The organism is Falsigemmobacter intermedius, from assembly GCF_004054105.1.
Classification (GTDB): domain Bacteria; phylum Pseudomonadota; class Alphaproteobacteria; order Rhodobacterales; family Rhodobacteraceae; genus Wagnerdoeblera; species Wagnerdoeblera intermedia.
In genome coordinates, this window is the sequence record NZ_SBLC01000004.1 from 166,001 (window position 1) to 190,806 (window position 24,806).

General features: G+C 63.2%; 22 protein-coding genes. 17 read left to right on the forward strand and 5 right to left on the reverse strand.

What is annotated here, in order from left to right; genetic code table 11:
- Positions 1–17 precede the first annotated feature (17 nt).
- The gene (locus EP867_RS04220) at positions 18–992 is read right to left on the reverse strand and encodes a tripartite tricarboxylate transporter substrate binding protein (protein WP_128486949.1); all 975 of its coding nucleotides are present in this window, start codon (positions 990–992) and stop codon (positions 18–20) included.
- Between the two features lie 316 nt (positions 993–1,308).
- Between EP867_RS04220 and EP867_RS04225 the strand changes: the two genes are divergently transcribed.
- The 9 genes from EP867_RS04225 to EP867_RS04265 all read left to right on the forward strand — a co-directional run bounded on the left by EP867_RS04225 (position 1,309) and on the right by EP867_RS04265 (position 9,972).
- Positions 1,309–2,079, forward strand: a complete 771-nt coding sequence (locus tag EP867_RS04225) for an enoyl-CoA hydratase/isomerase family protein (RefSeq protein WP_128486950.1) — start codon at positions 1,309–1,311, stop codon at positions 2,077–2,079.
- A gap of 135 nt (positions 2,080–2,214) precedes the next feature.
- Positions 2,215–3,426 (forward strand): acyl-CoA dehydrogenase family protein, encoded by a 1,212-nt coding sequence (locus EP867_RS04230; protein ID WP_128486951.1) that lies wholly within the window; start codon positions 2,215–2,217, stop codon positions 3,424–3,426.
- Positions 3,423–4,373, forward strand: a complete 951-nt coding sequence (locus EP867_RS04235; protein WP_128486952.1) for an acyl-CoA dehydrogenase family protein — start codon at positions 3,423–3,425, stop codon at positions 4,371–4,373. Before EP867_RS04230 ends, EP867_RS04235 begins: the two co-directional genes overlap by 4 nt.
- A gap of 12 nt (positions 4,374–4,385) precedes the next feature.
- The gene (locus EP867_RS04240; RefSeq protein ID WP_128486953.1) at positions 4,386–5,153 is read left to right on the forward strand and encodes an SDR family NAD(P)-dependent oxidoreductase; all 768 of its coding nucleotides are present in this window, start codon (positions 4,386–4,388) and stop codon (positions 5,151–5,153) included.
- Between the two features lie 23 nt (positions 5,154–5,176).
- A complete protein-coding gene (locus tag EP867_RS04245; RefSeq protein WP_128486954.1) occupies positions 5,177–6,361 on the forward strand; it encodes an SDR family oxidoreductase in 1,185 nt (394 codons plus the stop codon).
- Positions 6,358–7,146 carry a carboxymuconolactone decarboxylase family protein gene (locus tag EP867_RS04250; RefSeq protein ID WP_128486955.1) on the forward strand — a complete coding sequence of 263 codons (789 nt, stop codon included), beginning with the start codon at positions 6,358–6,360 and terminating at the stop codon, positions 7,144–7,146. The genes EP867_RS04245 and EP867_RS04250 overlap by 4 nt, the downstream gene beginning before the upstream one ends.
- The gene (locus EP867_RS04255; protein WP_128486956.1) at positions 7,143–7,601 is read left to right on the forward strand and encodes a tripartite tricarboxylate transporter TctB family protein; all 459 of its coding nucleotides are present in this window, start codon (positions 7,143–7,145) and stop codon (positions 7,599–7,601) included. Before EP867_RS04250 ends, EP867_RS04255 begins: the two co-directional genes overlap by 4 nt.
- Positions 7,598–9,097 (forward strand): tripartite tricarboxylate transporter permease, encoded by a 1,500-nt coding sequence (locus tag EP867_RS04260; protein ID WP_206616306.1) that lies wholly within the window; start codon positions 7,598–7,600, stop codon positions 9,095–9,097. Before EP867_RS04255 ends, EP867_RS04260 begins: the two co-directional genes overlap by 4 nt.
- 98 nt (positions 9,098–9,195) lie before the next feature.
- Positions 9,196–9,972 carry an enoyl-CoA hydratase/isomerase family protein gene (locus tag EP867_RS04265; RefSeq protein ID WP_128486957.1) on the forward strand — a complete coding sequence of 259 codons (777 nt, stop codon included), beginning with the start codon at positions 9,196–9,198 and terminating at the stop codon, positions 9,970–9,972.
- A 55-nt stretch (positions 9,973–10,027) separates the two neighbouring features.
- On the opposite strand, the gene EP867_RS04270 is transcribed toward EP867_RS04265, so the two are convergent.
- From EP867_RS04270 to EP867_RS04285, 4 genes are all read right to left on the reverse strand, one after another.
- Entirely contained in the window at positions 10,028–12,082 is a 2,055-nt protein-coding gene (locus tag EP867_RS04270; protein ID WP_128486958.1) for a 3-hydroxyacyl-CoA dehydrogenase NAD-binding domain-containing protein, read from the reverse strand.
- 65 nt (positions 12,083–12,147) lie between these two features.
- Positions 12,148–13,326 carry a CaiB/BaiF CoA transferase family protein gene (locus tag EP867_RS04275; RefSeq protein ID WP_128486959.1) on the reverse strand — a complete coding sequence of 393 codons (1,179 nt, stop codon included), beginning with the start codon at positions 13,324–13,326 and terminating at the stop codon, positions 12,148–12,150.
- 4 nt (positions 13,327–13,330) lie between these two features.
- Positions 13,331–14,122 (reverse strand): flavin reductase family protein, encoded by a 792-nt coding sequence (locus tag EP867_RS04280; RefSeq protein WP_128486960.1) that lies wholly within the window; start codon positions 14,120–14,122, stop codon positions 13,331–13,333.
- 11 nt (positions 14,123–14,133) lie between these two features.
- On the reverse strand, positions 14,134–15,195 hold the full coding sequence (locus EP867_RS04285; RefSeq protein WP_128486961.1) for an LLM class flavin-dependent oxidoreductase: 1,062 nt from the start codon (positions 15,193–15,195) through the stop codon (positions 14,134–14,136).
- 101 nt (positions 15,196–15,296) lie between these two features.
- On the opposite strand from EP867_RS04285, the gene EP867_RS04290 reads away from it, so the two are divergent.
- The 8 genes from EP867_RS04290 to argS all read left to right on the forward strand — a co-directional run bounded on the left by EP867_RS04290 (position 15,297) and on the right by argS (position 24,793).
- Positions 15,297–16,253 carry a LysR family transcriptional regulator gene (locus EP867_RS04290; protein ID WP_128486962.1) on the forward strand — a complete coding sequence of 319 codons (957 nt, stop codon included), beginning with the start codon at positions 15,297–15,299 and terminating at the stop codon, positions 16,251–16,253.
- A gap of 88 nt (positions 16,254–16,341) precedes the next feature.
- Positions 16,342–17,151 (forward strand): CoA transferase subunit A, encoded by an 810-nt coding sequence (locus EP867_RS04295; RefSeq protein WP_128486963.1) that lies wholly within the window; start codon positions 16,342–16,344, stop codon positions 17,149–17,151.
- Positions 17,148–17,909: a CoA-transferase gene (locus EP867_RS04300; RefSeq protein ID WP_128486964.1), complete on the forward strand. Its 762-nt coding sequence runs from the start codon at positions 17,148–17,150 to the stop codon at positions 17,907–17,909. Before EP867_RS04295 ends, EP867_RS04300 begins: the two co-directional genes overlap by 4 nt.
- A 114-nt stretch (positions 17,910–18,023) precedes the next feature.
- Positions 18,024–19,577, forward strand: a complete 1,554-nt coding sequence (locus EP867_RS04305) for an acetolactate synthase large subunit (RefSeq protein WP_128486965.1) — start codon at positions 18,024–18,026, stop codon at positions 19,575–19,577.
- Positions 19,578–19,596: 19 nt separating this feature from the next.
- Positions 19,597–21,912, forward strand: a complete 2,316-nt coding sequence (locus tag EP867_RS04310; RefSeq protein WP_128486966.1) for a molybdopterin-dependent oxidoreductase — start codon at positions 19,597–19,599, stop codon at positions 21,910–21,912.
- Positions 21,913–21,934: 22 nt separating this feature from the next.
- Complete coding sequence (locus EP867_RS04315) at positions 21,935–22,504, forward strand: peroxidase-related enzyme (protein WP_128486967.1); 570 nt, start codon at positions 21,935–21,937, stop codon at positions 22,502–22,504.
- Between the two features lie 3 nt (positions 22,505–22,507).
- Positions 22,508–22,900, forward strand: coding sequence for a rhodanese-like domain-containing protein (locus EP867_RS04320; protein WP_128486968.1), 393 nt, complete (start codon positions 22,508–22,510; stop codon positions 22,898–22,900).
- A gap of 150 nt (positions 22,901–23,050) precedes the next feature.
- Complete coding sequence (argS, locus tag EP867_RS04325; protein WP_128486969.1) at positions 23,051–24,793, forward strand: arginine--tRNA ligase; 1,743 nt, start codon at positions 23,051–23,053, stop codon at positions 24,791–24,793.
- The last annotated feature ends 13 nt before the right edge of the window (positions 24,794–24,806 follow it).

A 24,806-nucleotide genomic window follows, 5' to 3' on the forward strand; every position in this document is an offset into this window, starting at 1 on the left:
AGCCAAACTGGCCGGAGTCAGTTCAGTTTCAGCCCCTGGTCTTCGATCACTTTGCCCCAGACCTCTTTGTCCCGGGCCAGTTGTGCATCCAGAACCTCCGGGCCGCCGGCCTTTTCATATTGACCGTTATTGGACAACAGATCGCGGTAAGCTTCGGACTGCACGGTTTTCACCGCAGCCGCCGAGAGGCTGTCGATGATGTCCTGCGGAGTGCCTGCGGGGGCGTGAAGTGCCGTCCAATAGGTCGCCTGCAGCTGCGGATAGCCGAGTTCGGTGACCGTGGGGATCTCGGGGAAGGCCGGATCGCGTTCTGCGGTGGTCAGCGCCAGCATCTTCAGATCGCCGTTCTTGACGTATTCGGTCAGGGCGATGGGCGTGGCATTGGACATCTCGGCCTGGCCGCCGATGAGATCGACGAGCGAGGAGGGGTTGTTTTTATAGGCCACGGCGCGGACGTCGATGCCGAAGGCCCGGCCAAAGATCGCGCCGTAAAGATCGGTCACGGAGCCCGGGCCGAGGGTGCCGTAGCGGATCGGTTTGCCGTTGGTTTTTGACCACTCCGCGAGTTCTTCGACCGAATTGACGCCGAGAGCTGAGGGCACGGTGATGGTCAGCGGGCCCTCAAACATCATGGCGACGGAGGCGAAATCCTCGAGCTTATAGGGCAGCTTTGCGCGCAGCATGGTGTTGAGGGAGACCGGGCCGGTGCCGCCCAGAAGCAGGGTCGTGCCATCAGCCTTCGCTTTGGCCACAAAGGTCGCGCCAATGATGCCATTGGCACCGGGCTTGTTTTCGACAAAGACGTTGCGGCCGAGTTCTTTGGACATGCCGTCGGCCAGCATGCGGGCAAAGGCGTCATTCGTGCCGCCTGCGGCATAGGGAACAACAATGGTCACCGGCCCTTCGGATGCCAGGGCCGCGAGCGGGGCACCAAGGGCAACTGCGGCGGTGACTGCAGCAGTGAAGGCGCGGCGCGTCAGTGTAAGGCTCATCTTTTCCCCTCCGTCATGGGTGCAAAGCGCGGGCTGACCGAATGGTCGGCTTTTGGTTGACGTGAACGTCGCCTTTGCGGGGGCTGCGGTAAAATGAAGCGATGCGGAAGGTCAACTGCGGCGCAGGCTGTGACGTTACGGCACATTGAGAGCGGGGGAGATAAAGGTGATAGATCATTGAGGTCATTCGTCTGTGCTGCGTTTTCTGCAGATCTGTTCTGCGGATCAAAGCGGCTGCACAGCCTTGTTCACCGGATGCTGCAATTATAGCCAAAACCTGCCCTGACCGATCGGTCAGCAGATGGGGAGGTTATCAATGGCAGAGCAGTTCGTTCGTCTCGAAGTCTCGGATTACGTGGCCCTGGTCACGCTCGACCGTGCGCCGGTCAATGCGCTGAACCGGGAGATGCGGCGGCAGATCGTCGCGACCTTTGATGCCATCTCTGAGCGCGAGGATATTCGCTGTGCGGTTCTGACCAGCACCGGCAAGGCCTTTTGCGCAGGTGCGGATCTGAAGGACCGTCCGGCAGCTGACATTGCGGGCGATTTCCTTGAGCACAACCGCATCACCCGCGAGACCACCAATGCGATCCGCGAATGCGCCAAGCCGGTGATTGCCGCGCTGAACGGCACCGCGCTCGGGGCGGGTTTCGCGCTGGCTGCGGCCTGTGACATCATCTACGCCTCAGAGGACGCTTCGGTCGGTATGCCGGAGATCAACGTGGGTCTGGCGGGCGGGGCGTCGATGCTCAAGACCCTCTTTGGCCGCTCGACCATGCGCCGGATGTTCTTCACCGGTCAGCGTCTGTCGGCGCAGGATCTGCTGAAGCGCAATGTGGTGGAAGATGTGCTGCCCGCGGATGAGCTGCTGCCGGTCTGCATGGAGCTGGCCCGCGAGATCGCCTCGAAAGCGCCGCTTGCGACCATTTACGCGAAACGTGCCGCCAATATGGTCGATGTCATGCCGCAGCGCGATGCCTACCGCTTTGAGCAGGAATTCACCATGGCGCTGGCGAAAACCGAAGACGCCCGCGAGGCACGCATGGCGTTTCTTGAGAAGCGCAAACCCGTTTTCAAGGGCCGCTGAGCCCGCCGCCTGAGGTCGCCCCCCTGCGACCCGCATGCGCCCCTTCCGTCAGAGCCGGGACGGGGCGTGTTGACGCAAAGACGCGCGGGTGCCGCCCTTCGGGGCGGTGGCCCTGCGGCAAAACAGAGGTCTGCCATGAGCTTTGACACCAATGTGACCCTGCCTGATCCGGCGACGGATCGCGGCGCTTTCCGCGCCCATGCCCGCAAATGGCTGGCAGAGAATCTGCCATCGACCCTGCAGGCGGACAGCCTGGATTTCAAATATCCCTCGCTGGATGAAGCCCGCGTCTGGGAAGCCGCGATGCATAAAGCGGGCCTTTGGGGCATGACCTGGCCGAAAGAATATGGCGGCCATGGTCTGACGCTGCGCGAGCATCTGGCCGTCAACAAAGAGGTTGGCGCCGTTCTGATGCCGGAATCAGTGGGCTCGATCGGTAAAGAGCTTGCCGGCCCGGTCATCATGGCTGTGGGCACTGAGGCGCAGAAGAACCACTTCCTGCCCAATATCCTGACCATGTCGCATATGTGGTGCCAGGGCTTTTCCGAGCCGGAAGCAGGCTCTGACCTCGCCCGTCTGCGCACCCGTGCGGTGCAACAGGAGGACGGCTCCTGGCGCATCAACGGCCAGAAGATCTGGACCTCGGGCGCGGCCAAGGCGGATTACTGCCTGCTGCTGACCCGCACCGGCACCGTGGCGGACAAGCACCGCGGCATGCTGATGTTCGCAGTTCCGATGAACACCCCCGGCATCCGCGTGGTGAACATCAAATCGATCGACGGCAAAGACAGCTTTGCGGAAGTCTTCTTTGATGACGTCGTGGTTGCCGATGATGCGCGACTTGGTGCGCCCGATGAGGGCTGGTCGGCTGCGATCCGCGTGCTCTCGATTGAGCGTGCGACCAACCGCATGTATCGCCCCTGGCGCTTTGAGGCGGAGCTGAAGTTCCTGGTGAAGGCGCTGAAGTCGGACCCGGACCTGGCTGTGAAGCTGGAAGACGCTGATGTGCAGAAGCGCATTGGTCAGATCGTGACCGAGATCGACGGGCTGAAGGGTCTGATCGAGCGGGCGGTGGATCAGATGATGGGCGGTGCGCCGATCGGTGCGCGCGGCTCGCTGTCGAAACTGTCCTGGTCGGAAACCCATCAGAGCTTCATGGGCTTCGCCTATGAGATGATCTCGACTGTGACGCCGCTGAATTCGCCCCTCGCGCAGCGTGCGAAAAAGCATTTCACCACCGCCTATCTCTTTGCCCGGGCTGAGACGATCTATGCCGGCACCTCTGAGGTGCAGTGTGACATCATCGCCCAGCGTATCCTTAACCTGCCGACGGAGCTGAAAGCATGAGCGACGACAGCCTCTCGCCCGAAGAATTCGCAGAAGCCGCAGGCGCTGCCATCCTCGACGCCCAGTCGCGTCCTGAAGAAACCCGTGATGTTCTGGCCGAAGCCGGACTCTTCTCGGTCTCGGTGGCGGAAGATCACGGCGGCATGGGTCTTGGGATCGAGTTTTCGGTTCCCGTTGCCCAGACTGCCGGTGAAAAGCAGCTGCGCTTCCCCGTTGTTGAGCAGATCGTGCTGGCCCGTGCCTTTGCAGGCACCGAAGCAGGTGAGGCCCTTCTGGGTGGCGCACTGACCGGCACCATCGCTTTTGCAGGTTCACTTGAGGCAGGCTTTGCCGCCCGTGCCGCTTTTGCGACCACGGCGGATGTGATGCTGGTTGCTGATGGTGACGGTGCCGCGCTGATCGATCTCGGGTCGGTCACGGTAGAGGCCGATGCAACCCTCGATCCCGAAGCTCCCTCGGGCTTTGCGCGTCTGGAGGGGGCAAAGGTACTCGCACGCCTGGACGCAGCCGCTTATGCTGGGCTCAAGCGCGATGTGACGATCCTCTTTGCGGCCTTCGTGAATGGCGCCGCTGAGGGCGCGCTGAACCGCTCGGCGGACTATCTGGCGCAGCGCGTGCAGTTTGGTCGTCCGCTTTCGGCAAAACAGGCTGTGCGCCACCATCTGGCCCGCATGAAGCTGGGCACGGAAGTGGCAATTGCCCGTCTGCGCCGCGCGCTTCTGGACAATGAGTTCGCGGAAAGCCGCGCCGTTGAGACCGCGCTGACCGGTGCGCTCTCGAATGCGGTCTTTGTGGTCGAGAAGGCCATCCACCTTCATGGCGGCATGGGCTTCACCGAAGAGCTGCCGCTGCATTACTCGTTGCGTGATGTGCGCAAAATTGAGACCGCGCTGCAGGCCGGGGCTCAGACCCGCGCCATCGGCCGCGCCTTCATCGACGCCGCCTGAGGGGGATTTCGCATGACCGTAATCGCACGTGATATGGAAGGCCTTGTGGCGCTGATCACCGGTGCCGGCAACGGCATCGGGCGCGAGACCGCGCTGCAGATGGCCGCACGCGGTGCCACCATTGCCGTCAACGACCTCAAACAGGAGTTTGTGGACGCGACCGTTGAGGCGATCATCGCTGCCGGTGGCAAAGCCTTTGGCGTTACCGCCAATGTCGGCACCCGTGAGGGCGTTCAGGGCGCAGTTGCCGCTGCCAAAGAGCAGGGCGGCCGTTTCGACATCCTGGTGAACAACGCGGCCTGGGTGCGCTATCAGTCGGTGCCCGAGATCATGCCGGAAACCGTCGACCGCATGCTCGATGTCGGCTTCAAGGGCGTGATCTGGGCAATCCAGGCGGCCACTGAGGCGATGGATCCCGAGCGTGGTGGCGCGATCGTCAACGTGGCCTCGACGGCTGCGGTGCGCTCGACGCTGAATTCGGTGGTCTATTCGGGTATCAAATCGGGGATCCTTGGGATCACCCGTGCGGCGGGTGCGGAACTGGGCGCGCGCAAAATCCGCGTGAACGCTGTCTGCCCCTCGGCCGTTCCGACCGAAGGCACGCAGCGCAACCGCAACGAAGAGCGCGACAACAAACGCATCGCGGCAACGCCGATGGGCCGTCTGGGCACCGTCACGGATATCGCGCAGGCCATCTGCTATCTCGCAAGCCCCCAGGCGGAGTTCATCACCGCCCAGGCGCTGGTCGTGGATGGCGGTGTGACCTTCACCAATATCTGAGCTGACGGGCAGGGGGGAGCGCCATGACCGGACGTATTGTTCTGACCGGAGCCGCATCAGGCATCGGCCGGGCTGCTGCAGAGCTTTTTGCAGCCGCAGGCCATGCCTGTCTGCTGCTAGATCGCGATGGCCCCCGCCTTTCTGAGGTGGTGGCTGCGCTTCCGGGTGGTGCTGAGCGGCACATGGGTCTGGCCCTCGATCTGACTGATCCCGCTGCTTTTGCCGAAGTGGAGAAGGTGGCAGGCTCTGTTGCTGCCATCATCAACAACGCGGGCATGTCCGATCCTTCGGGCGTGCCTCTGGCCGAACAAAGCCCTGAGCAGGGCGCGCGGCTCTTCGCGCTGAACGTGGAGGCGCCGCTGCGCCTCGTTGAGGCGCTGTCTGACCGGCTGGAGCCGGGGGCCCGGATCGTCAATGTGGCCTCGGGTGCGGGGCTGCGTGCCATTCCTTTCCGCGGGGCCTACAGCCCGACCAAGGCCGCGCTGATCGCGCAGTCGCGGGCGCTGGCGAAAGCCCGCCCCGATCTGTGCGTCACCGTGCTGTGCCCGGGCTTTGTTCGCACCGATCTGGTTGAGGCGCTGATCGCTGAGGGTCGGATCGATCCCGCCAGCGCCACCTCTAAAATTCCCATGGCCCGCATGGCCTCTCCGACCGAGATGGCGCGGGGGCTGACCTTCCTCGCCTCGCCGGAAGCGGCGCCGCTCTCGGGCAGCTTTGTGGCGCTTGACGGAGCCTCCTGGGTTTTTGGCGGCTCGATCCGGTTTAACAATCAGGGCGCGCCGGAACTGGCGGTCTGGGCGGAGGGCACGAAATATCTGGTGCAGAATGAGCCTGAGCTTGCGGCTTATCTGCCGCAGGACGGCGCCTATGAGGCGCAGATCCGCTGTCTTGATGCGGGGGCCTGCTACGCCGGGCTGCATCAGGCGGCGGCGGATTTTGTCAAAGCGGGCTCGCGTCCGGCCAGCCTGACCCTCGTGCTGCCGCCCGTGCCCGCCGATGTGCAGGGTGCAGCCGATCATGCGGCGGCAAAGATGGCCGTGGCGACGCTTGCCTGCGAGTTTGGCGCCACGGGGCTGCGTATCAATGCGCTGCAGGTTGCCCCCCATATCTCCGCTCAGGAAGTGGCGGGGGTGTTGCATTGGGTGGCGGGTGTTGAAGCACAGTTCCTGACCGGTCAGGTTCTGGATCTGGGGAGTCTTGGACAATGATCGATCTGACCCCCGAGCAGCAGGCCATCAAAGAATATTTCATCGCTGAGCGCGGCTACTGGCGGCCCTGGACCGAGACGATCCTGCGGATCAATCCTGAGTTTCTGCGCCGCTATGCGACCTATGCGGGCTATCCGGCACGCACCGGCCCGATGTCGGCGCGGATGATTGAGCTGATCTATGTCGCGCTCGACGCCTCATCGACGCATCTCTTCACCGCCGGGGTCAAAACCCACATTGATCTGGCGATGAAGGCGGGGGCTACGCCTGCGGATATCCTGGATGTGCTGCATCTGGTCGCTGCTCAGGGTCTGGAAGCGGTCTATAGCGGCGTGTCGATCCTGGCGGAAGAAGCGGGCCTGTCAGAGACCTGCCATCTGCCCTCGGATCAGCGCGCACGTGTGGCGGCGATTTTCCCTGAGAACGCGCGCCATGTGGCAGCACTCGCGCAGCTTGATCCGGGCTATCTGGATGTGCTGCTGGGCTTTTTGGAATATGGCGACCCGATGGAGGGGCTGCGCCCCACCGAGCGGACGCTGATTGAGATCGCGCTCAACGCCTGTTTCACCGGCCGCAATGAGGAAAGCCTTCGCCGGCTCATCCGCATCGCGCTCGACGGCGGGGTGGACCGTGCCGAGATTTTGCAGGCCATCCAGCTTGGCGCGCATCTTGCAGTGCATGGCACTGCGCTTGGCGCAACCCTGCTGGAAGAGCATCTGACGACATCTCAGACCGGCGCGGCGCAAAAGAATCCGGCGGTGCCGGTTCAGAGGAGGAAGGCATGAATACCAGTCTTCAATCAAGGCTACCCGATCTTCTCGGGGCGGGGATCACCCTCGCGCTCGGGATCTGGGTTATCGCGGCTTCGGCCGATTACGACATGGGCACGCTGCGCGATATGGGACCGGGATATTTCCCGCGACTGGTCGGCTCGGGCCTCATTCTGCTGGGTGGCCTTCTGGCTGTCCTGACGCTTAAAAAGCCCGGCACGCAGTTCGGGACGGATCGTCCGGCGCTCTCGTCGGTGCTGCTGATCTCGGCTTCGCTGATCTCATTTGCGGTTCTCATCGAACGCAACGGGCTCTTTCCGGCGCTCTTCGTGGCGGTTCTTTTGTCGACCTTCGCGTCTGACAACCGCAATGTAGTGCGCTCGCTCTTCCTCTCAGCGATCACCGCCGGTGTGAGCTGCGTCGTATTCATCTATGCCCTCGGGCTCAGCATGAAGGTGTTCCAGCTGTGAGCGACGGTCTGCTTTCCAATATTGCGCTCGGCTTCAGTGTCGCGCTGTCCTTTGATGGTCTGCTTTACTGCACCATCGGGGTTCTTCTGGGCACCGTGGTCGGCGTTCTGCCGGGTCTGGGCACCATGGCGACGCTCGCCATTCTGATGCCGATCACCTTCCACATCGATCCGACCTTCGCGGTCATCATGCTGTCGGGGATCTATTATGGGGCTGCCTATGGCGGCTCAACGGCCTCGATCCTGCTGAACCTGCCGGGCACGGTGACTTCGGTCATCACCACGCTCGACGGCTATCCGATGGCGAAGAACGGCAAAGCCGGCCAGGCGCTGTTCATCACCGCCATCGCCTCTTTCGTGGGCTCTTTCCTTGGCGCGGTGCTGCTGGCCGTGCTGACCGTGCCGCTGGCCACCGTGGCAATGCAGTTTGGTCCGCAGGACTACTTCATGCTGATGGCCTTTGGTCTGATCGCAGCCTCGATGCTTTCGACCGGTCAGCCGCTGAAGTCGCTGATCATGGTTTTCACCGGCATGCTTTTGGGCGTTGTGGGTCTTGATCTGAACTCGGGCGCTGAGCGGTTCACCTTCGGCTCGCCGGATCTTTTTGACGGTCTGTCGCTGGTGGCCATCGCCATGGGTCTCTTTGGTCTGCCCGAAATCATCACCGCCGCCCGCGGTGGCCCCGAAGGCACCGTCACCGAAGAGAAAATCTCGCTGCGTTCGATGATCCCCTCGGGCAAAGATATGAAAGCCTCGGCCATGCCGATGCTGCGCGGCACGGGCGTCGGCGCTTTCTTCGGCGCGCTTCCGGGGACCGGTGGTGTGATCGCGACCTTCCTGTCCTATGCGCTGGAAAAGAAGATCTCCAAAACCCCTGAGCGGTTCGGCAAAGGCGCGATTGAAGGTGTGGCCTCGCCTGAGGCTGCCAATAACGCGGCCGTCCAGACTGCCTTCATCCCCACCATGTCGCTGGGGATTCCGGGTGACGCGGTTATGGCGATCATGCTCGGCGTTCTGATGGTGCATGGCATCGTTCCGGGCCCGGCGGTGATCTCGGAAAACCCGAGCCTCTTCTGGGGTCTGGTTGCCTCTTTCGTGGTTGGCAACGTGCTGCTGGTGATCCTGAACATTCCGCTGGTCGGCCTTTGGGTCCGCCTGCTGCGCGTGCCTTATCACCTGCTCTTCCCGATCATGGTGGCCTGTGTCTGCGTGGGCGTTTACTCGGTCTCGAACAAGGTCATGGATATCTACATCCTGCTGGTCTTCGGTCTGATCGGGCTTGGTCTGAAAATGCTGCGCTTTGACGGCTCGACCCTTCTTCTGGGCTTCGTTCTCGGGCCGATGCTGGAAGAGCATTTCCGTCGTGCCATGGTCGTGACGGGGGGCGAGTTCTCCAGCTTTATCGAGCGTCCGATCTCAGCCGTCTTTGGCTTCCTGACGCTGGCGATGATCATCTGGTTCTCGACCACCGCCCTGTTGCGGCTGACGAAGAAATAAGGTCAAACCCTTCTGCAGCCGGGCTTTCGGGACCCGCTGCATGTTCCGGGGCCCTTCGGGGCCCCTTTGCATAACCCCCCGAACCCGGGAGAGAGACGATGAGCCAGGCTGCTGATGTGGTCCTTGTAAACCACAGCCCCGAGGGCGTGACCCTTGTAACCCTGAACGACCCTGAACGGCGCAATGCCCTGTCGCTGGCGCTGCGCACCCGCCTGCTGGAGGTGCTGCGCGTTGAAGCCGCAAACCCGCAGACCAAAGCGCTGGTCATCACCGGGGCGGGCAAGGGGTTCTGCGCGGGCGGCGATATTTCGGCCATGGGGCAGGGCTCAGCGGTCTCGACCCCGCGGATGAAGATCCTGCATGACATCGCGCGCGAACTGGCGGTCTATCCCAAACCCGTCATGGCGGCTGTGAATGGTGCGGCCTTCGGAGCCGGTCTGTCGCTGGCGCTGCTTTGTGACCGCATCTTCGTGGCACCCGAGGCGAAGCTGGGTGTGACCTTTGGCAAGATGGGTCTGGCCCCGGACACCGGTTTTCTCTGGTCGGCCTGCCGTCGCCTGCCGCGCGCGCGGGTTTTGCAGATCGTCATGGACTGCGCCATTTTTGACGCCCCTGAGGCGCTGGATGAGGGGCTTGTCGATGCCATCGCCGATGATGTGGTCGAGGTGGCGCGGGCCGCGGCGCTGGCGTTGATCCCGGCGGCACCGCTGCCCTTCGCGCTGGCGCGCCGCGCGCTGGTTGAGATGGATGGCGGGCTGGAGCTTTGCCTCAGCCATGAGCTGCGCGATCAGGGCGTGCTTTACGACAGCGCCGATCACCTGGAAGCCGTGGCCGCTTTCAAAGAAAAGCGCACTGCGGTCTTCAGCGGCCGCTGAGAGATCCGGCTTTAAAGGAAAGGGGCGGTGCTTTTCAGCACCGCCCCTTTTGTTATCAGGCTTTTGCCGCCCAGGCCTTCAGCGCCTCTGAGGGGCCGTCTGCCAGACCCTTTGCAGCCAGAGCCTCAAGGCCCTCAGCCACTTTGGCAAAACCGATGGCGCGGCCGTATTGGACCGGGCCGCCGCGGAAGCGCGGGAAGCCATAGCCGGAGACTTTGACCAGATCGACGTCGCTGTCGCGGAAGGCGATGCCTTCGGCGACGATCTTTGCCGATTCGTTGATCATCGGGAACATGATGGCCTCGACGATTTCGGCATCGGAGAAGGTCGCAGGGGTGGTCACACCGGCGTCCGCACGGGCGGCTGCAATGGCCTCGGCCACGGCGGCAGGGGTGCCGGCCACTTCTTTGCCCGCAGTGTCATAGTCGTACCAGCCGCCATTGGTCTTGCGGCCCAGACGTCCGGCCTCAAACACACGGTCGGCAACGGGGGCCCAGGGGCTTTCACCACGGCCACGCGCGGCCTTGCGCTGGAAGGCACCGATATCAAGACCCGAGAGGTCCTGCGTGCGGAAGGGGCCAAGCGCGAAGCCGAATTTCTGCAGGGCATTATCGACCTGCGACGGCTCTGCGCCCGCCACGACCAGACGCTCGGCGGTGGTGCGGGTCAGCTTCAGGATGCGGTTGCCGATGAAGCCGTCGCAGATGCCTGCGCGAACCGGCATCTTCCCGGCCTTTGCCGCCAGCGCAAAACCGGTGGCGATGACATCCGGAGCAGAGCCCGAAGTCGGCACGATCTCCAGCAGTTTCATGATATTGGCCGGCGAGAAGAAGTGCAGGCCGATGAAACGCTCCGGTCCCGGCAGATCGGCGACGATCTCATCGGGGTTCAGATAGGAGGTATTGGTCGCAAGGATCGCATCGGGCGCGCAGACGCGGGTGAGTTCCGCAAAGACGGCGCGTTTGACGTCCAGGTCCTCAAAAACGGCCTCAATGACCAGATCGCAATCGGCCACGGCAGCATAATCGGCCGCCGCGTTAAAGCCGCCGATCAGCTCGGCGTATTTGGCCTCGGTGATGCGGCCCTTTGCCAGATCGCCCTTGAGGATCTTTTCAACATTGGCCTGACCACGGGCGGCGGCCTCGGCGTCGCGCTCGATCATCTGAACCGGGAGACCGGCGTTGCGCATGGCCACGGCAATGCCCGCGCCCATGGTGCCGCCGCCGATCACGCCGATGCGGGTGAAGGGACGCGGCGTCACGCCTTTCAGCTCTGAGGGGCGCGGGGCAGCGCGCTCGGCAAAGAAGATATGGCGCAGCGCTGCGGCCTGATCGGTTTTGCGCAGACGCAGGAAGGTCTCACGCTCAAAGGCCATGGCCTCAGCGAAGCTGACTTCGGTGGCGTTCTTCAGCGAGGCCAGCGCCTCCACCGGGCCTGTGTTGCCTTTGGCGGCTCTCTTCACGCGGGCGGCGGTCTCGGTCCAGAAGGCTTCGTCCTTTTGCCCGATCGGGCGGGCTGAGGTGATTTCCGGCAGGGCCGCACCAAGGGCTGCGGTGACGAAATCTTCCGCCGCCTGATCTGCATTCTCGGCGGGAAGGATCGCATCGATCAGACCAAGCGCCAGCGCCTTCTCGGCCTTCACCGGTTTGCCGGAGGTGATGAGATCGGCAGCCGCTTCAACGCCCACCAGGCGCGGGGTGCGCACCGTGCCACCTGCGCCCGGGATAATGCCAAGGTTGACCTCCGGCAGACCCATCTGGCTGCCCGGGGCCGCCAGACGCCAGCGGCAGGCGAGCGCGATTTCCAGACCGCCGCCCAGAGCCGTACCGTGGATCTGCGCCGCAAAAGGCTTGCTGCAGGCCTCAACAGCGTTCAGCACGTCGGGCAGATGCGGCTCAACCGGGGGCTTGTCGAATTCGGTGACATCAGCACCGGCCACGAAGGTGCGGCCCGCGCAGGACAGAACCACGGCCTTCACGGCATCGTCGGCCTCGACAGTGCGAACCGCGTCCAGAAGACCCTGGCGCACGGCGGCGGAGATGGCGTTGACGGGCGGATTGTCAATGATGACGCGCGCAATTGCGCCGTTTTTGATGACGGAAACGGTCATGGTCAGTCCCGAATGCAGGTAAAAATGGGGGCGGGGCCACCTCCTGGCCCTGCCCCCGGATCAAATCAGCGACGCACGAGGCCTTCGGCGGCCTTGCTGCCCGTCAGGCCGAACTCCTCGGTGACCTGATCGGTGTGCTGCCCGAAGGCAGGCGGCGCTTTGCGGTAGGTCGCAGGCGTCCGCTCAAGCTTGATGGGCGAGGCGGTGCCGCGCACGCCTTCCGTGTCGACGATCATCTTGCGCGCATGGGTATGCGGATCGGCGATCACCTGATCGAGTGAGCGCACCGGCGCGGCCGGAACGCCGGAAGTGATCAGTTTTTCGGCAATCGCCTCTGCCGTCCAGGAGGCCATCGCCGCTTCCAGGCGCTCGCGCAGCAGCGGGCGGTTCTCTTTGCGGTTGGCATTGGTCGAGAAGCGCTCATCCGAGGGCATGTCGTCGAGGCCGAGGACTTTGCACAGATTCGCGAACTGCCCGTTGTTGCCCACGGCCAGGAAGACATCGCCGTCCTGTGCTGCATAGGTGTCATAGGGCGTGATGTTCGGATGTGCGTTGCCCGAGCGGCCCGGCACCGGCGCGCCGAGATACATATTCGGCAGATGCGGGTGCATCAGTGAGAAGCCGCAGTCGTAAAGCGAAGCCTCAACAAACTGGCCAAGACCCGAGCGGTGACGCTCCTGCAGCGCCAGCATGATGCCGAGCGCTGCGTTCAGGCCGGTGACCATATCGACAACCGGCACGCCGACGCGCTGCGGCTTGCCGCCGACTTCACCGTTGACCGACATAATGCCGACCAGCGCCTGGATTGCCGCGTCATAGCCCGGACGGCCGCCATAGGGGCCGTCTTCGCCAAAGCCCGACACGCGGGCATGAACAAGGCGCGGGAAGCGTTTGCGCAGCTCTTCGCGGCCGATGCCCCATTTCTCAAGGGTGCCGGTCTTGAAGTTTTCGATGAACACATCTGCGCCTTCAAGGAGATGCATCAGGAACTCGCGTCCCTCTTCGCGCGAGAAATCCAGCGCGATGCCCTCTTTGTTGCGGTTCAGCCCCTGGTAATAAGAGGCACCATCCCCATGGAAGGGAGGGCCCCAGAGCCGGGTTTCATCGCCCTGCGGCGGCTCGACTTTGATCACCCGCGCTCCGTGATCGCCGAGGATCTGCCCGCAGTAGGGCCCGCCCAGCACGCGGCTTGCGTCGATGACCAGCAGGCCCTCAAGGGCGCCGGTAGCGCTTTGCTCAGTCATGTTCTCACTCCTCCGACAGGCGCAGAGTGGTGCCGTCAAACTGCACCATGGGCCGGTCGTCGCGCAGAGTGGTAGTCTCAATTCGGCCGACAAGCAACTTATGGGTGCCGAGCGAAACTTCGGTGATGATCCGGCACTCCATCGAGACCAGCGCCTGGGTCAGCAGCGGCAGGCCGCTCCGGCCCGCAACCCAGTCCGCGCCCGCAAAGCGGTCACGACCCTGAGCGGCTTTGACGAACTGCCCGACGATGGCGCCATGGTCATGGCCAAGGATATTGATCGCCATGCGGCCGTTTTGCTGGAAAAGCGGCAGCGAGGAGGAGGTCTCATTGACGAAGACGCCGACCAGGGGCGGCTCTGCCGAGATCGAGACCACGCTGGAGGCCACCATGCCCACGGGCTCTTCCATGGTGCCGGTGGTCACGGCGCTGACGCCCGCAGCCAGGCGGCGCATCGAGCCGCGGAAGTCGTCGAGGGTAATCCGCGCCGGTGCAACCTCTTCGCGGGTGATATGGGCGCGCACAAGGCCTGCCTCATCCACCCAGCCTGCCTTCGCGGCATAGGCGATCATGCCCTCAAAGCCCTTGTCCCACTCGGGATCCCCCGCAAGCGGGGAGAGGAACTTCAGCACGGCCGGGGCCAGGCGAATGTGATCTTCGCCCTCAAAACGGCCGATCTTAGCAACCAGTCGCGCGAGTTTTTCGGGAGAAATCGGGTCAATCAAAACGTCAAGCCCGCGAAAATTCGCGGGCTCGATCAGAGTGATTGCGCCCGCATCGGTGATGTGGATGCGCATGTTTTCCGGCCTTATGCTGCTTCGCGGTTGCCAAGCTCTTTGCGGATCGCCGGGATGATCGTCGAGCCCCAGAGTTCGATCTGCTTGAGCATGGTCTTCTGGTCAAAATCGCCCAGCTGGGTCTGAAGCGCAATATGCTTCGGCTTCAGTATCGAGATTTCCTCAAGCATCTTGTCGATGACCTGGTTGACCGAGCCGACCGGCAGGTTCTTACGCAGCTGTTCGAACGACAGATCGGTTTCCGAGGGGACCTCTTTGACCATATAGCCGTCATCGGTCTGCGCGCGGCGGTATTTCAGGCTTTCCGAGATACGGCGCTGGAAGCGGCAGTTGTCGAGATAGGCGTCGATCTCGGCGTTGTTGTCCGAGGCATAGCCGCAGCGCAGGAAGCCGAACTTCACATCTTTGTCGAGGTCTTTGCCCTCTTTCGAGGCGATGCCTTCCATCTTGCCGCGCAGGGTGCGGATGGCGTCATTGCCGTTGAGCAGCGAGGTGACGAAGAGGTTGTGACCGTCACGCACGGCGCGGCCGAGCAGGTTCGGGTTGCCCGAGGTGACCCACATCGGCGGCAGCGGCTTTTGCACGCAGCGCACGGCGATCGACGACGGCGGGATGTTCAGGTGCTTGCCTTTGTATTCAAAGGTGTGCTGGTTCAGACCCATCGGGATGATGTCGAGGAATTCGTTATAGATTTCGCTCGCATTCTCGATGCTGCAGCCGAAACGCTCGAATTCGAATTCCTGGTAGCCCTGGCCTACGCCCAGTTCCAGACGTCCGTTCGAGACGGTGTCGGCAAAGCCCACTTCGGCAAGGAAGCGCGCGGGGTGATAGAGCGGCAGAATGCAGACCGCAGTGCCCAGGCGGATGCGCGAGGTTTTGCCCGCAGCATGGGCAATGGTCATCAGCGGCGAGGGCGAGAGCGAGTAGTTGTTGAAGTGGTGCTCGGCGTACCAGGCGGTGTCGAAACCGGCCTGTTCAGCGACCACGGTCTGCTCGATCGAGTTGTTGATCACCTCAAAAGAGGTCTGATGGTAGCCGCGTTGCTGGGCCAGAATAAAGACGCCGAATTCCATGAGTCCCTCCGAATTCATCTCGATAAACTCACTATTCGGTTTGATATGCGACAAAAAGTGAGGTAATAATTCGTTCTGTCCTGCGATTTGTGGAGGTAATGATGGATCGTTTGCGTGCGATGGAACTCTTCCTCTCCGTGTCCCGGACAGAAAGTTTCACGGAAACGGCCCGGATTTTCGGGCTGTCGGCCACGTCGGTTTCCCGCGCGATTTCAGATCTTGAGGATCTGTTGAAAGCGCGGCTGCTGATCCGCTCAACCCGCCAGGTGGCTCTGACCGAAGCGGGGCATGAATATGCCCGCAACGTCGAAGGCGTGCTCTGGACCATCAAAGAGGTGGAGACCTCGGTCTCAGCGATTTCCGCGGCACCTGCTGGTCATCTGCGGGTGCATACGCGCACGATGTTCGGCCTTGGGGTGCTGACGCCGCTGCTGGCGGAATTCCGGCAGATCTATCCCGATATTTCGGTGGAACTGCTGATGGGCGAGAAGAAGGTCGATTTGCGCCGCGAGAAGGTTGATATCGATTTTCGCATCGCGCCGCCTGCGGAGGCCGGTCTGAAACGGCGGATGCTCTTTTTGTCTGAGCGCCATCTTGTGGCCTCGCCCGATTATCTGCGCACTGCTCCGCCGCTGGAATCTCCCTGGCAGCTGAGCGATCATGCCACCCTGGCCTATCTGCTGCCCGGCGGCGGTTTTGCCTGGCGGTTCCGGCGCGGGGACGGCGCTTTTGATGAGGTGCAGATCACCCCGCGCCATGTCTCCAACAGCGGTATGGCCCTGCTGGAGCTTGCCCGTCTGGGTGAGGGGATCGCGCTTCTCGATGATTACACCGTCGCCGCCGATCTGGAGCGCGGCACTCTGGTGCGGCTGTTGCCCGAACAGCGGGTCAGCAATACGACCTTCGAGGAAGGCATGTATGCCACCATCGTCGACACCCCGGTGGTGCCGGCGAAGATCCGGGTGTTCCTTGATTTCGTGGCCGGTCGCGTCTCGGGGACGGAACGCCGCTTCTCGGTCTTCTCGCGCCCGGCGGCCGAAGCCGCGCCCCAGGCCTGAGGCAGGCATTTTCCTCGCCCCGCCCCCTTTCCTTTCGCGGCAATTAAGGTCAGCCTGCAGGCCTTGAGACGGCAGCCGGGGAGGGGCGATGTCTGAGGATCTGAACCGCCTGGTGCGGCATGTCCGGCCCGGCATGCGGGTTTTGCTGCCGGTGGATTATGCCGGGGTGGCCATGGCGCTGACCCGGCCCCTGATCGCGCATCTGACGGCGGCGGGCGGCGGGGGGCTGCATCTGATCTGCGTGCCGACGGGCGGGCTTCAGGCCGATCTTCTGATCGGCGCGGGGCTTGTGGCCTCCATCGAGACCTCTGCCATGACTTTGGGCGAAGCCGGGGGGGCGCCGCAGTTCAATCTTGCGGTGCGTGAGGGGCGCATTGAGGTCCGCGATGCGACCTGTCCGGCCATCCATGCGGGGCTGATGGCGGCGCAGAAGGGCGTGCCCTTCGTGCCGCTGCGCGGGCTGATCGGCAGCGATGTGCTGCGCCACCGCCCGGACTGGAAGGTGATCGACAATCCGCTCTCGGACGCCCCTGACCCTATTGCGCTGATCCCGGCAATTCATGCGGATGTGGCGATCTTTCATGTGCCGATCGCGGATCGTGACGGCAATGTCTGGATCGGACGGCGGCGCGAACTGGCTGCCATGGCCTATGCGGCCAGGACGGTTCTCGTGACCGCTGAGAAGATCACCGACAGCAGCCTTCTGAGTGATGAGGTCAGCGCCGCAGGCGTGCTGCCCGCGCTTTATGTGACAGAGGTGGCTGAGGTGCGTCAGGGCGCAAAGCCCTACGGCCTCTGGGGGCAGTATCCGGCGGATGTGGAGGAGCTGATGCGCTATGCAAAACTGGCCCGCAGCCGCGAAGGCTTTGCCGAATATATGGCGCAGGTTCCGGCATGAGCGCGCCTGTCTCCATCCGTGAAGTGCTGATCTCATGCATCGCCACGCTGTTGCAGGGCGTGCGGCATGTGGCGGTCGGCGCGGCCTCTCCGGCACCTGCGGCGGGGGCCATGCTGGCGCGGGCGCTGGCAGAGGCGCAGGGAGAGCGGATGCGGCTCTCGATTCTCGGCTCGGTTGAGCATAATTTCTTCACCAATGGCTCTGCAGAATTGTTTGACTGCGCGGCCCAGGGGCGGATTGACGCCTTTTTCCTCGGCGGTGGTCAGATCGACGGGCGCGGCAATGTCAATCTGGTCGGTGTGGGAGGCTATCCGCAGTCGCAGGTGCGCTGGCCGGGGTCTTTCGGCTCGGCCTATCTTTATTACCTGGTGCCCCGGGTGATCCTCTTTCGCGAAGAGCATTCCCCGCGCGTTCTGGTCGAAGAGGCGGAGTTCATCTCCGGCCCCGGCACCAGCCCGGAGGGGATTTACCGACCCGGCGGCCCGGTGGCGCTGCTGACCGGAAAATGCCTCTTTCACTTCGACAAAGAGCGGGGCGGCTTCTCGCTTGCTTCGCTGCACCCCGGGGTGTCGCTGGAAGAGGTGAGGGATCTCACGGGTTTTGCCTTCACGCAGGGGGAAATCGTGCCGCAGACGCCGCTGCCCTCGGGCCTGCGGCTTGATCTTCTGCGCGGCCGGGTGCGGGCTGAACTGGAGGGGACTTATCCTGCCTTTGCTGCCTCCTGGGGCGCAGAGCTGAAATCTGAGGCAAAGACCTGAGAACAGATGCGCCCCCGGCCTTCGGAGACTGTTCCGCAAAGCCGCAGGGGCGCAAAGAACGAAGAGGTCCCCGCCATAAAAGGGGGCCGCATGGACCGACGGAAGGCTTGAAAGATGAACGGCGCTGATCTGCTTTGTGAAACCCTGCTGGCGAACGGGATTGATACCTGTTTTGCCAACCCCGGCACCTCTGAGATGCATTTCGTGGCGGCGCTGGACCGCCAGCCGCGCATCCGCTGTATCCTGGGGCTCTTTGAGGGGGTGGTGACCGGCGCGGCCGATGGTTACGCCCGCATGGCCGAAAAGCCTGCCGCGACCCTTCTGCACACCGGGCCGGGTCTGGCCAATGCCCTGGCCAATATGCACAACGCCCGCCGCGCCCGCACGCCGATGATCAATGTGGTCGGCGATCATGCCTCTTATCACCTGAAGTATGACGCGCCGCTGACCTCGGATATCGACGGGCTCGCGGCGCCGATGTCGGACTGGGTGGGCCGCGTCACGGATGCCGACACCATGGGCGAGACGACCGAGGCTGCGATCCGTGCCGCCATGACCGGTCAGGGCCAGGTGACCACGCTGATCCTTCCGGCAGATGCGGCCTGGTCTGAGACTTCTGCGCCGATGCCGCAGGCGATTGCGCTCCCTGAGCCGAAGGCCCCGGATGCGGCGCTGGTGGCCAAAGCGGCTGAAATGCTGGGCAATGGTCAGAAAACGGTGATCTTTGTCTCGGGCCGCGCCCTGCGTGCCAAAGCGCTGGAGGTGCTGCAGCGCATCGCCACCAAAACCGGCGCGCGCTTCATGGCCCAGGGCTCAAACGGGCGGGTTGAGCGCGGCGCGGGCCGCGTGGCGATTGAGCGCGTGCCCTATCCGGTCGATCAGGCGGTCGCGGCGCTTGCGGGGACCGAACAGGCCATTCTGATCGGCGCAAAAGCCCCGGTCGGGTTCTTTGCCTACCCCGGCAAGCCCGGCTCGATGCTGCCTGAGGGCTGCGAGATCCTCGATATGGTCGAAAAAGAGACCGATCTTTTTGCAGCACTTCAGGCGCTGGCCGATGCCGTGGGCGCGGGTGAGGAGATCCCGCTGGTTCTGAATGAACTGAAACGTCCCGATGCCCCGGCTCCGGGCCCGCTGACCCCGGAGGCGGTGATGACCTCGGTCGTACGGCATATGCCCGATCAGGCGATCATCTGCGACGAATCGGTGACCTCGGGTCGGAACTTCTTTCCCTTGGCCCACTCGGCCCCGGCGCATGATTTCCTGCAGCTGACCGGTGGCGCTATTGGCGAGGGGATCCCCATGGCAACGGGCGCTGCCGTGGCCTGCCCGGACCGCAAGGTGATCGGCCTGCAGGCTGACGGGTCGGGCATGTATACGCTGCAGGCGCTCTGGACCCAGGCGCGTGAGCAGCTGGACGTTGTGACGGTGGTCTTTGCCAACCGCAAATATCAGATCCTTCTGGGCGAGCTGAAGAACGTCGGCGCCAATGCCCCGGGGGAAAATGCCAGCCGGATGCTCGATCTTGATAAGCCTGAGCTGAAATGGGTTGAACTCGCCCGGGGGATGGGAGTTGATGCGGTGTCCGTCGATACGGCAGAGGCTTTCGAGGCAGCGTTCGCAGATGCCATGACCCGCAAAGGCCCCTTCCTGATCGAGGCCCTTATCTGAGTGAAATGAGACCCTGACAATGATCCGCCGCGTTCCGCATGCCAGCCACTGGGGCAGCTATACCGTTCTGGTTGAAGACAATCAGATTGTGGGGGTGGAACCGCTGGACATCGATCCCGATCCGTCACCGATCATCCATTCGGTGGCGGATTGGGCAAAGCCGGAGCGCCGCGTGTTGCGCCCCATGGTGCGCGAAGGCTGGCTGAAGGCCCATGAGAAGGGCGTCTTTGAAGGTCGGGGGGCGGGTCGGGGCGAGGACCGCTTTCTGGCGCTGCCCTGGGATGAGGCCGAGGAACTGGTCGCAGGCGAAATCCGCCGGGTGATCAAAGATCACGGCAATGATTCGATCTTTGCGGGCTCCTACGGCTGGACCTCTTCGGGGCGCTTCCATCACGCGCCTTCAAACCTCAAGCGTCTGCTGAACCTGGTCGGCGGCTATACCGGCCATGTCGATACCTATTCCATTGCGGCCGGTCCGGTGATCCTGCGTCATACGCTCGGCTCTGATGCGGCCTGCGGTGGCTATGCCAATTCGCTCGACTCGATTGCGGAACACACCAAAACTCTGGTGGTCTTCGGCGCGCTGACGCCGCGCACGGCGCAGATTGAGGCCGGGGGCCTTGGCACCCATAAGCTCGAAACTCACCTGCGCCGCATCGTTGAGCGGGGCGTGAAGGTGATCCTGATCTCGCCCTCGCGGGACGATCTGCCCCATTGGGTCAATGCCGACTGGTGGCCGATCCGCCCGAATACCGATACGGCGCTTTGCCTTGGCCTTGCGGGGGAAATTCTGGCGGCGGGGCGTCACGATGCGGAGTTCCTGAACCGCTGCACCAGCGGGGCCGACAGTTATCTCTCGTACCTGCGCGGGGAAGCCGACGGCCAGGTGAAGAATGCCCGCTGGGCGGCTGAGATCACCGGGATCGGGCCGGGCCGCATCGCAGCACTGGCCCGCGCTATGGTCGACACCCGCTCGATGATCACCATGTCCTGGTCGCTGCAGCGCGCCCATCACGGAGAGCAGCCCTATTGGGCGGCGCTGGGGCTGGCCTCTGTTATTGGTCAGATCGGCCTGCCGGGTGGCGGTGTCGGTTTTGGTTACTCCTCGCTCGGCGGGGTGGGGACGCATCTTAATATCGGCAGATCCCCGGCGTTTTCGCATGGTCATAAGCCGAACAAAGCCTTCATCCCGGTCGCACGCATCACCGATCTTCTGGAAAATCCGGGCGGCAGTTTCACCTATGAGGGGCAGGAATACACCTATCCCGACACCCGTCTGGTCTGGTGGGCGGGCGGCAACCCCTATCACCACCACCAGGATCTGAACCGCCTTGATGCAGCCTGGAAGCGGCCTGAGACGATCATCGTGCAGGATCCGATGTTCACCGCCACCGTGCGGCGCGGCGATATCATCCTGCCCGCCACCACCTCGCTTGAGCGCAATGACATCGGCGGCAACCGCCGCTCGGATCTGGTCGTCGCCATGGGCAAATGTATTGAGCCGCTGGGCGAGGCCCGCTCCGACCACGAGATCGCCCGCGCCATCGCCGCCCGTCTGGGCGTGGAAGAGGCCTTCACGGAAGGCCGCGATGAGATGGGCTGGATCCGTCACATGTATGAGGGCACCCGCGCAGATGCCAAAGCCCGCTTCGGTCAGGAGATGCCTGAGTTCGAAGAGTTCTGGGCCAAAGGCTGGGCGCAGATGCCGGTGAAGCGGATGCACAGCTATCTCGCAGAGTTCCGCGAGGATCCCGAAGGCCACCGGCTTGAGACCGAAAGCGGTAAGATCGTGCTCGGCTCGCAGATGCTGGCGGACCGTCAATATGCTGACTGCCCGGCCCATCCGACCTGGCTGCCGCCGGCCGAATGGCTGGGGGCGGCGGCTGAGGATCAGCTGCATCTGATCTCAAACCAGCCGCTCGGGCGTCTGCACAGCCAGCTTGAGACTGCCGATTACAGCCGCTCGGAAAAACGCCACGGGCGCGAGCAGGCGCGGATGCACCCCGATGAGGCGAAGAAACGCGGCATTGCTGATGGCAATACGGTGAAAGTCTCCAGCGCGCGGGGGGCCTGCTATGCCACGGCGACGCTGACGCCCACCGTGGCGCGGGGCGTCCTGGTGCTGCCCACGGGGTCCTGGTTTACGCCCGGCCCGGACGGGGTGGAGCTTTCGGGCAACCCCAATGTGCTCACGCCGGATATTCCGACCTCGGCGCTGGGGCAGGGCTGCTCGGCTCATACCTGTCTGGTGCGGGTGGAAAAGGTGACCGGGGAGATCCCGGACAGCGATGCCGTCTATATGGGAAGCCTGCAGGCGCCCATGGCGGCGGAATAAAGACTTCAGGGAGGAGCCTGACATGACCGACCAACCGATCAGCCGTTTTCCGGTGCCCGCGCTCGGCGAGCTGCCGGAAGACATCCGCAGCCGCCTTGAAGCGGTGCAGGAAAAGTCAGGCTTCATCCCGAATGTCTTTCTGACGCTGGCCTACCGCCCGGATGAATTTCGCGCCTTCATGGCCTATCACGACGCGCTGATGGAAAAGCCCGGCAATCTGACCAAGGCTGAGCGTGAGATGATCGTGGTCGCCACTTCGGCTGCCAACCAGTGCCAGTACTGCGTCATTGCCCATGGCGCGATCCTGCGCATCCGGGCCAAAAACCCGCTGATCGCCGATCAGGTGGCGATCAATTACCGCAAAGCCGATATCACGCCGCGCCAGAAGGCGATGATCGACTTCGGCATGAAGGTCTCGCAGGCGGCCTATGAGGTGGGGGAAGAGGATTTCACCACGCTGGGCGCGCATGGCTTTACCGAGGATGATATCTGGGACATCGCCGCGATTTCGGCCTTCTTCGGCATGTCGAACCGCATGGCCAATGTCACCGCCATGCGCCCCAATGCCGAGTTTTTTGCGATGGCACGCTGAGCCATGGCAAAGGGTTATAAAGACCTGCTGGCAGAGGCGGAGGCGGTTGTCACTTCGGTGACGCCCGCCGAAGCCGCGGCCCTGCGCGAGGATCCGGGCGTCGTGCTGGTCGATATCCGCGACCCGCGGGAGCTGGAGCGCGAGGGGGTAATCCCTGGCGCCTTCCATGCGCCGCGCGGGATGCTGGAGTTCTGGATTGATCCCGAAAGCCCCTATCACAAACCCGTCTTTGCCGAAGAGAAGACCTTTGTCTTTTTCTGTGCGGGCGGGCTGCGCTCGCTTCTGGCGGCAAAGGTGGCGCAGGAGATGGGGCTGAAGGCGCGCTCCATGCGCGAGGGCTTTGGTGGCTGGAAGGCTGCCGGGCTGCCGATCGCCGAAAAGGCGGCGCGCGGCTGAGGCTCTGAGCCGCGGGGAGGCTGCGCTTTGCACCCTGAAGCGCAGCTTCTGCCACAGGCAACGGATGCGCATTGACGCAGAAGGCGGCGCGCCCCGTTGCCGAAAGAGCCTGTCCGGGTTAAACCCTGCGGTAATCCAGGGACCCTGATCATGAACCTTTTTGAAGAAATCCGCTCCGTCGTTCTTTCCGCGCTTGACCAGCTGGAGGCCGAAGGCCTGCTGCCCGCCGGTCTTGACCGCAGCAATATCGCCGTTGAGCCGCCCCGCGATGCTGCCCATGGTGATATGGCCTCGAACGCGGCCATGGTGCTTGCAAAGCCCGCCGGAAAAGCCCCGCGCGTCATCGCTGAGGCGCTGGCTGCCAAACTGACCGACGATCCGCGCATCGCCAGCGCGGAAGTAGCGGGTCCGGGGTTCCTGAACCTGCGTCTTGAGGCAGCGGTCTGGCAGAACCTTGTGGGCACGATCCTTGCCAGCGGCACGGACTATGGTCGCTCGACCCTGGGTCAGGGTCGCAAAGTGAACGTCGAATTCGTCTCGGCAAACCCGACCGGCCCGATGCACGTGGGCCACGTCCGCGGCGCTGTGGTGGGCGATGCGCTCTCGAAACTGCTGGCCTTTGCCGGCTGGGATGTGACGCGCGAGTATTACATCAACGACGGTGGCGCCCAGGTCGATGTGCTGGCGCGTTCGGCCTATGAGCGTTACCGCGAAGCCAATGGCCTCAGCCCGGAAATCCGCGAAGGTCTTTACCCCGGCGATTATCTGATCCCGGTCGGCGAAGAGCTGAAAAAACGCTTTGGCGACAGCCTGATCGACAAGCCCGAATCTGAGTGGCTCGCGCAGTTCCGCGAGATCGCGACTGAGATGATGATGGCCGAGATCCGTGAAGACCTGCGTCTTCTGGGGGTCGAGATGGACGTCTATTCCTCGGAAAAAGCGCTCTATGGTACGGGTGAGATTGAAGCCGCCATTCAGGAACTGCGCGATGCGGGCCTGATCTATGAAGGCGTGCTGGAGCCGCCGAAGGGCAAGCTGCCGGAAGACTGGGAGCCGCGTGAGCAGACCCTCTTCCGTTCAAGCGCGCATGGCGATGACGTCGACCGCCCGGTGATGAAATCGGACGGCTCCTGGACCTATTTTGCGCCCGATATCGCTTATCACTATAACAAGGTGAAACGCGGCTTTGATGAGCTGATCGACATCTTCGGTGCCGACCACGGCGGCTACGTCAAGCGCATGAAGGCGGCGGTTTCTGCGCTCTCGGGTGGCCGCGTGCCGCTTGATATCAAGCTGATCCAGCTGGTGAAGCTGTTCAAAAACGGCGAGCCCTTCAAAATGTCGAAACGTGCGGGCACCTTTGTGACCCTGCGCGATGTGGTCGAAGAGGCGGGCGCTGACGTCACCCGCTTCATCATGCTGACCCGCAAGAACGACATCTCGCTGGACTTTGACTTCGCCAAGGTGCTGGAGCAGTCGAAAGACAACCCGGTCTTTTACGTGCAGTATGCCAATGCCCGGGTGAACTCGGTGCTGCGCAAGGCGCGGGATGCGGGAATCGCGGTGGATGACGCCACCCTGCTGACCGCTGATCGTGAGAAACTCTCGCATCAGGCAGAGCTTGCGCTGATCGGCAAGCTGGCGGAATGGCCGCGTCTGGTCGAAGTGGCCGCGCGCAGCAATGAGGTCCACCGCGTGGCCTTCTACCTTTACGAGCTGGCGTCAGATTTCCACGGCTTCTGGAATCGCGGCAATGACGATGTCTCGCTGCGCTTCGTCCAGGACGATGTTGCAACATCTCAGGCAAAAATTGCTCTGGCACAGGCGGTGGGCGTTGTCATCCGGTCGGGTCTCGGTATTCTCGGGGTCCAGCCGGTCGAAGAAATGCGCTGAAGCGCAGCGACTG